The following is a 12,379-nucleotide window of genomic DNA, read 5'->3' on the forward strand; positions in this document are numbered from 1 at the left end:
TGATTATTCTTGTAGCCCACGTGTAACCTTCTTGTATACTACTTGTAACCAATAACTTTATTTTAACCTCTATTATCTTCCGTGATGTGAATATTCAGACAATAAAAAATCCCGTAAGCACAATACTTACGGGATCATCTTTATTAATTAGCAAACGCCTTGAGCAGTCATAGCATCTACAACTTTTTCAAATCCAGCGATGTTAGCACCTACTACGTAGTTGCCTGCTTTGTTGTAACGTTTTGCAGCATCATCAAGATTGTGGAAAATGTTAACCATGATTGTTTGTAATTTTGCATCAACTTCTTCAAATGTCCAGCTTAATCTTTCGCTGTTTTGTGACATTTCAAGTGCAGAAGTAGCAACACCACCTGCATTAGCAGCCTTACCTGGAGCAAATAAAACATTGTTTGCTTGTAAGTATTCTGTTGCTTCTAATGTTGTAGGCATGTTAGCACCTTCCGCTACAGCTTTACAACCATTTGCAACTAAAGCTTTTGCATCTTCAAGTAACAATTCATTTTGTGTAGCACATGGAAGTGCGATATCACATTTAACAGTCCATACACCACGTCCTTCATGGTATTCTGCGTTTGGTCTGTAGTTTTTGTATTCTGTAAGTCTAGCACGTTTTACTTCTTTAATTTCTTTTAGTGCAGCCACATCGATTCCTTCTGGATCATAAACCCAACCAGTTGAATCACTTACTGTAACAACTTTTGCACCTAATTGTTGTGCTTTTTGACAAGCATATGTTGCAACATTACCAGAACCTGAGATAGCAACAACTTTTCCTTTGATATCCATACCATTGCATTTTAACATTTCTTCTGTTAAGTATAAAAGACCATATCCAGTAGCTTCTGTTCTTGCTAAAGATCCACCATATGATAATCCTTTACCAGTAAGAACACCTTCATATAATCCTCTGATTCTCTTATATTGGCCGAACATATAACCGATTTCTCTTGCGCCAGTACCGATATCTCCTGCAGGAACATCTGTATCTGCTCCTATGTACTTGCACAATTCAGTCATAAAGCTTTGGCAGAATGCCATAATCTCTCTATCTGATTTTCCTTTAGGATCGAAATCAGAACCACCTTTACCACCACCAATAGGAAGTCCAGTAAGTGAGTTCTTAAAGATTTGTTCAAATCCTAAGAATTTAATAATACCAAGATTTACAGATGGGTGTAAACGTAAACCACCCTTGTATGGTCCAATTGCATTGTTGAATTGTACACGGAAACCTCTGTTTACTTGTACTTGACCCTTATCATCAACCCAAGGAACACGGAACATTAATTGACGGTCTGGTTCTACGATTCTTTCTAGAATCGCATCTTTACGATATTTTTCTTCATTTTCTTCAATAACAGGTCTAAGAGATTCTAATACCTCTTTCACTGCTTGATGGAATTCTGGTTGGCTTGGATTTTTAGCAATAACTGATTCGATAACTTCATCAACGTAACCCATTCTTCATTCTCCTTTTTCATAATCTTTCATGTATTATACAAAGGTAACTCGTTTGCAGTAAGATGTTTTATCACATCACTTTATTAAAGCGGTTATGATAAAAATTTTTTACTGTCCATACACAGGGCCCTAATCCTATGTACCTTGTCCCTAAGTTTAATTGCTTTTTTATTATATAATGCATATTTAAGAATTACAACCTATTTTTCTATGAAATGGAGTAAGTCTTAAGAAAATTAAGTGAGGGTGCGTACTTTCTATAACAATCATTTATATCTAAAAAAACCTCCAATTATACTATTCAAGTTTCTTACATTGAGTGGTATAATAAGTCATGCATATAGAACGTATTAATTTGTCTTTTTTTGTATTGCTCATTTAAATAAAGTTCTTATGCAATTCGAATAAAACAGGTAGAATCCTGTTCAAGTACACTTAACGGAGGCTTTCATGAGTCAAACACTTACACATTCCAAACTCTTCAAGTATTTTCAGGCATTTGCCGGTACTTGCATTTTCGCAATAGCAGTAAAACTGCTTATTGTCCCATTGGGTCTATACAACGGTGGTTCTGTTGGTCTTTCTCAGATCATTCGTACAGTACTGATTGATTATGCCCATATTAGCGTTCTGAAGAAGATTGATCTAGCTGGTATCATCTACTTTATTATTAATGTCCCGCTCCTCTTTCTTGCTTACAAAGGCGTAGGTAAAAGTTTTTTTATAAAGACTTTGATTGCTGTAATATCCCAAACTACGTTTCTTACGTTGATTCCTTCACCAGAGGTACCAATCATCGATGATACATTAGCTGCTTGCTTGATTGGTGGAATTGCTTCTGGTTACGGTATCGGTCTTGCTTTGCGAGCAGGTGGTTCAACTGGAGGACATGATATTGTAGGCGTTTACCTTTCTAAGAAATATACCAATTTCAAAGTCGGACGAGTTTCCATGACCGTAAACTTTGTAGTATATAGTATTTGCGCTATTTTATTTGATATTCATGTATTTATCTATTCTGTTATCTATGCCACATTTTCTTCGTTAGTTATCGACCGTGTTCATTACCAGAACATCATGGTCAGTGTGATGATCTTCACCAAAATGGAAGGCTTACAGCAAGAGATTATGACGAACCTAAATCGTGGTGTTACCTATTGGTCTGGTAGCGGGGCATATACCAATGAATCAACCTATGTCTTGGTCACCGCCGTTTCCAAATACGAAGTATCCACATTAAAGAAATTGGTGCATGAATTTGACCCTCATGCCTTTACAATCTTAAGTGAAAACACTTCCATTGATGGTCACTTCATTAAAAAACTTTAGAAAAATAGCAGGCTACTTAATTTTATTAAGTGACCTGCTATTTTTTCCTTTCTATATAAAGTCTCATTTTATATCAGTATTATAACACGCTCTGTTGATTCGTATAAAATTCATATTTTTCTCTTGTACTATTATCTTTATAAGCAGTCCGACAAATGTCTTCATTAACGATTATGAATGAATCCGACAGGATAATCCTATAGACATTTATCACGCTCCCCTTATTGATTTACAACACGTTTGATTAATCCTTGGATCGTTAGGTTTGCAACTTTGCTATATAAAACTTCTCGCGCTTTGACTGGTTTATCTGTGATGATATTATCCACACCCATATTCTTTAATCGAAACATCTCATTCTTCGTATTGACCGTCCACGCATGAATTTCTTTACCACGACTATGTGCTTCTTTTACCACTCTTTGTGTTACAAAACTAGATTTCATACTAAAGAAATCAATGTATTCTTTATCATAAAAATTACCTACAACCACGGACATGATGTAGCCTGTCTTCAAATCTGGATTTAACTTCTTAACATTGACTAAGCTTTCATAATTTGCTGAAGTTAATACACATTGTCTCTCAAATCCATATTGTTCAATTAGATTGACAACTTTTGTCTCTAGGTCTTGGCTATGACCATTTAGTTTTAACTCAATATTCAGATTGATTTTTCCTTTGCAATACTGAAGAATCTCTTCTAACGTTGGAATTCTAACACCAACAAACTCCTCTGAAAACCAGCTGCCTGCATCTAGTTGTTGTAATTCCTCATACGTAAGTTCCCAGATGTATTTGTTTACTCCAGTGGTTCGTTTCAAACTTGAATCATGTAGAAGAATTACTTCCCCATCTTTTGTTTCCTGTACATCAATTTCTGCATAATCTGCTAACTCTGACACTGCACTCTCAATAGATTCCAGCGTATTCTCTGGTGCAGATATGGAATTCCCACGATGCGATGTAATCTTAATTGGTGATAGGGCATCTTCTACTCCAAACATACCGTTATAGAATAAATTATAGAAATAAAATATATTTACAACCAATACAATGGAAATCACAGCTCCAATAAAACGTTTGGTTTTATTTTTCTCCTTATCCTCTTTCGTCCTTAAACTTCTAATGCGAACATCTTCCCCATTTTCCTTCTTGTAACGATAATACATAGCCGAAATCATGGCAAGATTCACAGCTAAACCGAATATGGCAAGTAACAGTAGGAACAACATATTAATCTTCCCTAAGATTGATAAAAACATTGCTAAAACCAAGGAGTTTTTTACAAATAAAACAACGCCGATGGCAACGATTGCCATAATAAGTAGGTATATTAAAAATAAAGATCCAAAAACCAGTGCATTCCATATAACCAAATACCACACGGTACGCAACTTCCGTTTCTTCAATAAACGTAGACTGTTGCGTATGGATGGTTTCATCCCTTTATGTTCCCCAATGCAAAAATGAGAAACAAATATGAGTAGAATCGTTACCAAAAACAAAATACCAATCAGTAGTATCGCAATTGGTCGAAAATACTTCAATTTATAGAGCGTTGCAACAATATAACTTGGTATACTGGCAAATTTAACGCAAAGGGCAATCAGCAAACAATTTGCAGTTGGCACCATAAATAAGGCATACAATAAGTAAGTTGCTTTCTTTAATGTAAACAGATGAACGGTGTTAACAATTCCCGATACTAACATATGTCTTGCAGTTATCTTCTTTTCTTCCCTACTTGACTGAAAACACGCGATTAAAGCTCCAACTTCTACAGTAGAGAACAAAACAAACAATAACAATAACAACAAAACAAATACAGTAGTTAGTGGATTCTTAATGACAGACAACATATTTTCTGCTGTGATATAACTATATCCTGATTTACTTAATACAAAGTTAAAACATAAACTTAGTAATGGAAGCATGATAAAAATCATCACGATCTTATATAGGAACGTAAAGAATAACAAACTCTTACTATTTAGTTTTATTAAGCGGATTGCGGCTTTCATGATTCCAATAGGGGAAAACTCCCGAATCCGATCTTTCCAATTCATCTTCAATATTTGCATCTTCATTACTCCATTTAATCATAGGACTTATACTTCCTATGCACACTTGATATATTTTACCACAATCATTCTCGAAATAAAACCTCTTCCACAAACAAAATTCATTTGTAGAAGAGGTGGTGTTGTAAAGTTTTCCTATCAAGCATTCCACGTTTGATACAAACCTTATATTCCTAGTACGATTTCATGAAACAATCACGAAAGCTGAAAAGTGCGAATCTGCCCTGTTAATTCATCAGACATTTCTTGCATCTTCTTCATCTCTTCTAAGGATTCTCTCGCAATTTCTTTTAGATTTTCACAAGCACTTGCTGTTTCTTCCGTACTTGCTGCATTCTCCTGTGACAATGCGGATAGATTCGATACTAACTCTATAATCGTGTTTCTATATGTATTCATTTGCTCCATACTCTGATGGATTGCTTCACTTAATTGGTCATTCTCTTTAATAGAAGAAACTACTCCACGGAACATATTTTTCGTACTTTCCACATTACTGCTTTGTTCCTCCATGACCTTTGTGACTTCATTCATTGATTCCAATGACTTTTCTGAATCCATAATCAAATGACTAATGACTTCTGTAATTTGTTTTGCTGATTCATTGGATTGTTCTGCCAACTTCTGAATCTGTGCCGCTACAACGGCAAATCCTTTTCCGTGTTCTCCTGCTCTTGCCGCTTCAATGGTTGCATTCAGTGAGAGAAGGTTTGTCTCTTCCGCAATATCAGTAATAAAATTCGCAGCTTTCTTGATTTCCTGAACGGATTGATTCGTCTGATTGGTCTGCTTATTAATTTCACGAATCGCTTCTTTCGATTTTTCATTCACATGTTGAAGATTTTCAAGTGATACAACAACCTCTTTCTGTACTTGATCCATGGTTCTGCTATTCTTTAGCAATATCTCTGTTTGTTTCGTATTCGCTTCCACTAAATCACCCATATGACTGACTGCCATCGCAGCATCTTCTGTACTCTTTGCTTGAGAAGAACTTCCTTCTGCGATTTGATCCATTGCATGTTCAACATCCTTTGTTACATCTGAGATTGCATTTGCATTCTGTTCGGATTGTGCGATGGAAGCGGATATAACTTGGTCTGTTTTCTTAATTCCATGAATAATTTCTTGAAGAGAATTCCGTAATTGTTCTGTTGCTCGTCCAAGTTCACCGATCTCTGTTACATCATTTTGTAACTTTTCTGCAGTGACATGGGTCAATTTTCCATTTGCAATTCGGTTTAATGCTCTTACACATTGTTTAATTCGATTGGTGATATAGAATGCAAAAATAATTGTAACACCTGTACAGACTACAATAACAATTATTATTGGAATAAGTTTTCTGTCATCTGCTTCCTTATCAAGTTCATTCATTACATCCTCATAATTTTTACCAACAAAATACATACCTATTGTTTCACCCGTACTTGTTTGTTTTACAGGCAAATAATAACCACAATAACGTTTCTCATTTATTATTACATTTGATGAGTAATAGTCTTCCCCTTTTCCTATTACCTGATCAACGATTTTCTGATCTGCGCTAGTTCCAATTAGCCGATTTCCAGCTTCATCACTCAGTGTCGTAGATACTCTTTCATTTCCATAAAAGAAAGTCGCTTCAAGTCCCGTATTCTTCTTGAATGAATCCATCATATCATAATTTTCTGAGACTAATAAAGTACCTTTGCTTACTTTACCATCTGCCAATTCCACATAGTCTCCAGCATCTGCAAAATCATATGCTTGTAATCCTGCAATTCCTGTTGCATGTAATTCTTTCTTTACCTGATCTTCTGAATAATTGGTAATCAATCCAACCATGATATTCACTGATACAATTCCCGTTATTATAGATGGAATCGCAACCATTAGTGTTAAAATTACACTTAGTTTAACCCGTTTTTTCTTTCCACTCATAATATTATTTTCTCCCTTCAAATAGTAAGCTGTGCTGTCATAAGCATTATACAAACTTTTATGTGTATTTTCTAGTATATATTTACCATTTACACCAAATTTTTAATGCTCTACGTTATGGTAAAGTATATTTAGAAAGAATTCTACTCTTTTTTATTAATTTCATATTAATATTTCATTAAGAAATCATATTTACCATAGTTTATGATATAATACCTATAAGGTTCGTCCTGCATTTATTAATGCTTGGTCGCCCATCTATATTGAAAGTCCATTCGATTCATTCTGAATCATGTATGGCTGAAAGGAGTACAATACATATGAATCATAAGATTATGTTTCAAACAAAGGGGTTACGTAATCTGGCAAAGAGAACATTATCTTTGTCTTTAGTTTGTGTCTTAAGCATCTCACCAAGTTTTCTGGCACAGGCAAAACAAACAACAGACGGTACACTTGCAATTGAAGCTACTGCACAGTCGGAGGATCGTCAATCAACTTGGGATTTTGAGGCTACCGCAAAATCCGCTGCAGCAAAAGCCAAACAACTCACCTCTCTTTATGGTAATACAAGTGTACAGTATGCATTAATCCACAATGGTGAAATTGTGGTATCTGGGCATAGTGGTTACGCTAATAGAGAAAAAAAGAAAGCTCCAACCAAAGACTCCATCTATGGAATTGGTTCAATCAGCAAAATTTTCACCACAGTAGCAATCCTACAACTTGTGGAGGATGGCGTTCTTGAACTAGATGCACCTGTCGTAAACTACATTCCAGATTTCAAAATGGCAGATGAACGTTACAAACAAATTACAGTACGTATGCTAATCAATCACTCTTCTGGATTAATGGGAAATCTAATCAACAATACTTTACTTTTCTATGATCCAGATAGTACGAATACAGATCATATTCTTGAATATTTAAGTACCCAACGATTAAAAGCTGATCCAGGTAGTTTTAGTGTCTATTCTAACGATGGTTTTACTTTAGCCGAATTATTAATTGAACGTGTTAGTAAATCTACCTTTACCGACTATATCTATGAGCATATCAGTAAACCAATTGGACTTACGAATACGAAAACGCCACAAAGTGGATTCTCTAGACAGCAAATGGCGAAAACCTACTATGATGTAGATGCATTACCTGCTGATTACTCCAATTTTATTGGTGCTGGTGGTCTCTACTCAACAGCAGAAGACCTTTGTCATTTTCTTGATATCTTTATGACAAAGAACGATGTTCTTAGTGAAGAATCTGTAACTGCAATGGAACAACCTGAATATCTCCGTGGATTATGGGGTAATGATGGGGATAATGTATTGAATTATGGTCTTGGATGGGACAGTATTAAGCTTTACCCATTCAATAAATATGGTATTCAAGCACTATCAAAAGGTGGCGATACATACACATATCATGGTAATGTTGTAATGATTCCAGAGTATGATCTCGGCGTAGCAGTATTATCTTCTAGTGGCTCTAGTTCTCTTGATCAACTAATGTGTAATTCTATATTAATGAATTGCTTACAAGAGAATAATGTAATAACAGAACTAATTGAAGAACCAGAAGCAACAAAACCTGTAACCGTTACTATGCCAGAATCATATAAAAATTACAGCGGTTACTATGCAAACGTTCAAGAAGCATTCAACATCATTTTCACGGATTCTAATTCTTTCAAGATGTGCTATAGTGAAGATACTACTTCAGGAACTGAATTCTTCTACGTTGGTAATGGAATATTCAAAGATGCAACTGGTACAACGGAAATGACCTTCAAAAAACTTTCCAACCAGAAGACATACCTAAATCTTAAGACGATTGCTTCTATTCCTGGTTTTCCTGCAATTGCTCAAGATATTCTTTATGCACAGAAATTAGAGGATAACCCGGTATCCGATAGTGTTAAGAATGCATGGAAAAACCGTGATGGAAAGAAATATTATGCGCTCAGCGAAAAGTACACTTCACAACTTTATCTTTCTGAATTAAGCCAGACTTTCTACTATGATACGTTAAAAGAAGGATATTTTATTAATTTTACAATGGTGAATGAAGATACACTTGAACAACGTTTAGAGATTCCAATGAATTATGGTCGTGATCTTACTGACATTAAGATGTACAGAGAAAATAATACAGAATATATGAAGGTAAATTCTGCTCTATATGTATCTGCAGATGCTGTTAAGAATCTCTCTTCAAAGAAATCCTTCAAAGTAACCATTGCCGATACAGGTTATGCAACTTGGTATAAGATTCCTTCTTCCCTTGCTGATAAGAAGATCAAAGTTACCATTCCAGATCATGCTGGATATGCCGTATATGACAGCCAAGGAATGTTAGTATTCCTTTCAACAATTTCAGCAAATCAAACCGTTACTTTACCAGAAGGTGGATCTATCGTATTTGCCGGAGATGCAGGCGTAACATTCCAAGTAAATTATAAATAAGATAGCATATAAAAAAACAACCTTTGATTGCCATTCAAAGGTTGTTTTTACTTATTCAGAAAAGAAAATAGAATAAAGTTCGTCTTGGGTTAATTCTTTATCTGGTATAAATTGTTCTGAGAACATATAGTGCAAAAGACTCTCTGTAAATTGCTGTACTTCTATATGTTCAAATATTTCATACAGTCTACTTGTACAGATCATAACCTTACCCTTGTTTACATTTGCTTCAAATAATAATCCCAGTTTATGATTTCGTTCAATGTTATCAATCATTTGAACAATTGGACGATAATCATGTGCCGTATCATCTAGAATTGCCAGATCTGCGTGACTGATAATATGATACCATTGTGGTGTTGAATATAATTCACAAGGGAACATCTCTAATGCTTTATGTTTCTGTTCATTAAGCAATCCCATTGTTCCAATTGGTTCTGGTTTCTTCATCCACTGGGAGATGGAACGAAACATTGGATAGCACCAAAAGTCTGCACAATAAAATCCTTCAATACTCTTTACAACTTTTTCTGGAAGATACAATACATTGGCCCCTTCTTCTAATAAAGAAGACATTCGTTCATAATTTCTTGTAATCCAAACCTTTTTATCTCCACAGGTAATACAAGAATCCGTAAGCAGGTCTTCCCTATGAACCAATGGATTCTCTTGGATAGGATAACACCACAGATCATAACTCTTATCCAAATTTGTATGTTCCACATAGAGATGTAACTGCATCTTTTGGACATGTCTCACCATTGGCATATGCATCGTAATCGTACCAAGTTTCGTAACGCCTTCTACTTTAACATTAATTGCAAGCGTACCTTTTGTTACAACTTGTTGATTTGCAAGCAATTCCCATTCCACCGCTTTTCCTTGGAACGTCGTATTCTTATAGTAACTAATCGCAATCTCTGCACATACTTCTTCTGTAGCCTTATATATATAGGTAGGAATTCGAGCTAGTAAAACCTCATCATTACAGAAACTTCTCCATTCTTTCGTTGTAACCATTCCTTTGGAATCCATAAATGCATCTAAGATTCCCACAAGTGCCGTTCCCTGCCCTGAGAAATCTTGCAGATCAAGTAACTGAAATCCAGCCAAATTATGGGTAGCAAAAGCTGCTTCTAATTCTTCCTTATAACAGGCAACCGCAAACTTTCCTGTTGCTTCAAAGTACTTCCCAGCCAAATCTCCTAGTCCCTTTTCTTCTAAACGTTCTTTAAATATAGTAAAATTCTCTGCTCGTACAACACCTGTATATTTCTTTCTTTCTTCAAAATTTGGGTACATTGCATATTGACCAATTTCATGAGAAATGACTGGAATCTGTGAAATCAATTCTTCACTCTCTTCCTCCATTTCCACCGTTTTCGTACCAGTACCATATTGAATCTCAATGGTCTTCTTTTCCGATATTTCCTTGTTACCTTCAACTTGCTTAGGTAAGATCACATCATCATAATCTTTGTACGTACCGGGCATTGTTGTTTGCACATGTCCCAATGGTGCATCACACATACCATATGAACCCCGAAACAAACGGGTTTTACTAAAACGTACACCAGAAAAGAAATCATCTTCTGGAAGGATTACAGGCGCATGCTGGAAGTTGTTTGAACCTTGGGTATACAGTGGTCTTGGATCTTTTGCTTTATATCTACGAAGGATTTCACCCATCTTTTCCTTACTACCCCATAGTTCATTTCCTAAAGACATCATAACATAAGATGCATGATTTCCATACTGGTCAAGCATTCGATCCCCTTCATGAATGAGATACTGTTGTTCTATCTCATTATGATTCTCATACGATTCATCGGTTAATGTTCCCCAGAATGGTAACTCTGGTTGGAAATACATTCCCAAAAGATCTGCTGCTGTGAATGCTGCTTCTGGTGGACAGCATGTATGAAAACGATAATGATTGATGCCATAACTCTGTGAAATACGTAAAACACGAATCCATTCCTCAACCGTAGTAGGCGCAGCTCCTGTAAGTGGGAAGATTAAACCATCATGTTTTCCTCGAAGAAAGGTCTTTTCTCCATTGATTGTAAAATGATAACCATCCGTACCAAATATACGTAGACCCGTTAAAATTTTCTTTGTTTCACCATTCTCAAGATTTTTTATTGTTATCTCATAACAAGTAGGATTGAATTCGCTCCATAATTTTGCTTCCTCTCCTAATGAAAATTCAAGCGTTACTTTATTTTCACCCGGTTGTACTGTAACTGCATAACTATGTAACACATGGTGAGACCCCTTCTTTATCTTATTCTCCTCTGTAAGATATCGTTCCTCTGCCAAAATCTCATATTTTGTTTGAAGAGTATTCTTTGTTTCATTTTCTATCAACATGCGAATCTGAAAGGCTTTTTTATCAATATCTGAAAAAGTTTGCACTTTATGAATGTAGATTTCTTGGAACACCTGTAATTCCATTCTTCCAGTAATACCATTCCAATTTGTCTGTGTATCTGGAGAAGTAAGATGACCACCTTTCGTAGGATAATCCGTATTACTTACCATAACTGTCAATGCAAAGTTTTCTTTTGTAACGTACTTGGATAGATCGTAATAATGTGGAGTAGTTAAACTGTCCCCTTCCCCTACATATATTCCGTCAACCCAGACTTTCGTTAATCGAGTTCTTTCTAAGAACAAGATCAATTTTTTCCCCAGATCCTCTGGTTGTATGGTTATCTCTTTACGAAACCACGCATAACCTTCAAATGGATTAACAACAGTTAGACATCCTTCCTCCTTCTTGGTATTCACCTCTCCTTTTTTGCTCATCGCAGTTGTAGAAGGTAGAGTAATCGTATCTGCTAATTTTTTTTGAAAAAAAGAGTCTTCTATTCCTTTTTTCTCTGCATCTAAAGCAAATGCCCAGACACCGCTTAAATCGTATTCTTTTATCATGTTATCCCTCCGATAGTTTCGTATACGCCTGATGAACCCGCAAAATTTTAAGTTCATTATAACAAACCTCTCTTGGATATGATACTATGGAAACTAGATGTACGTCATGTATTTATTAGATATTCCTAGTAATACAACCTAATAGAATCAATATAACAA

At 35.5% G+C, this 12,379-nt stretch carries 6 protein-coding genes; 2 read left to right on the top strand and 4 right to left on the bottom strand.

What is annotated here, in order from left to right; all coding sequences use genetic code 11:
* Positions 1-147: 147 nt before the first annotated feature.
* Positions 148-1,482 carry an NADP-specific glutamate dehydrogenase gene (gdhA, locus tag HBB17_RS17930; RefSeq protein WP_167958870.1) on the bottom strand — a complete coding sequence of 445 codons (1,335 nt, stop codon included), beginning with the start codon at positions 1,480-1,482 and terminating at the stop codon, positions 148-150.
* Positions 1,483-1,932: 450 nt separating this feature from the next.
* On the opposite strand from gdhA, the gene HBB17_RS17935 reads away from it, so the two are divergent.
* A complete protein-coding gene (locus HBB17_RS17935) occupies positions 1,933-2,811 on the top strand; it encodes a YitT family protein (protein WP_167958871.1) in 879 nt (292 codons plus the stop codon).
* Positions 2,812-3,032: 221 nt separating this feature from the next.
* On the opposite strand, the gene HBB17_RS17940 is transcribed toward HBB17_RS17935, so the two are convergent.
* Together HBB17_RS17940 and HBB17_RS17945 are read right to left on the bottom strand one after the other, a co-directional pair.
* The gene (locus HBB17_RS17940) at positions 3,033-4,880 is read right to left on the bottom strand and encodes a glycerophosphodiester phosphodiesterase (protein ID WP_167958872.1); all 1,848 of its coding nucleotides are present in this window, start codon (positions 4,878-4,880) and stop codon (positions 3,033-3,035) included.
* 210 nt (positions 4,881-5,090) lie between these two features.
* Positions 5,091-6,818, bottom strand: coding sequence for a methyl-accepting chemotaxis protein (locus tag HBB17_RS17945; RefSeq protein WP_167958873.1), 1,728 nt, complete (start codon positions 6,816-6,818; stop codon positions 5,091-5,093).
* 320 nt (positions 6,819-7,138) lie between these two features.
* Between HBB17_RS17945 and HBB17_RS17950 the strand changes: the two genes are divergently transcribed.
* On the top strand, positions 7,139-9,283 hold the full coding sequence (locus HBB17_RS17950; RefSeq protein ID WP_167958874.1) for a serine hydrolase domain-containing protein: 2,145 nt from the start codon (positions 7,139-7,141) through the stop codon (positions 9,281-9,283).
* Between the two features lie 51 nt (positions 9,284-9,334).
* Here the strand turns inward: HBB17_RS17950 and HBB17_RS17955 are convergent, their stop codons facing one another.
* Positions 9,335-12,220, bottom strand: coding sequence for a sugar-binding domain-containing protein (locus HBB17_RS17955; protein ID WP_167958875.1), 2,886 nt, complete (start codon positions 12,218-12,220; stop codon positions 9,335-9,337).
* Positions 12,221-12,379 lie beyond the last annotated feature (159 nt).

The organism is Anaerosporobacter faecicola (genome assembly GCF_012070565.1).
GTDB lineage: Bacteria > Bacillota > Clostridia > Lachnospirales > Lachnospiraceae > Anaerosporobacter > Anaerosporobacter faecicola.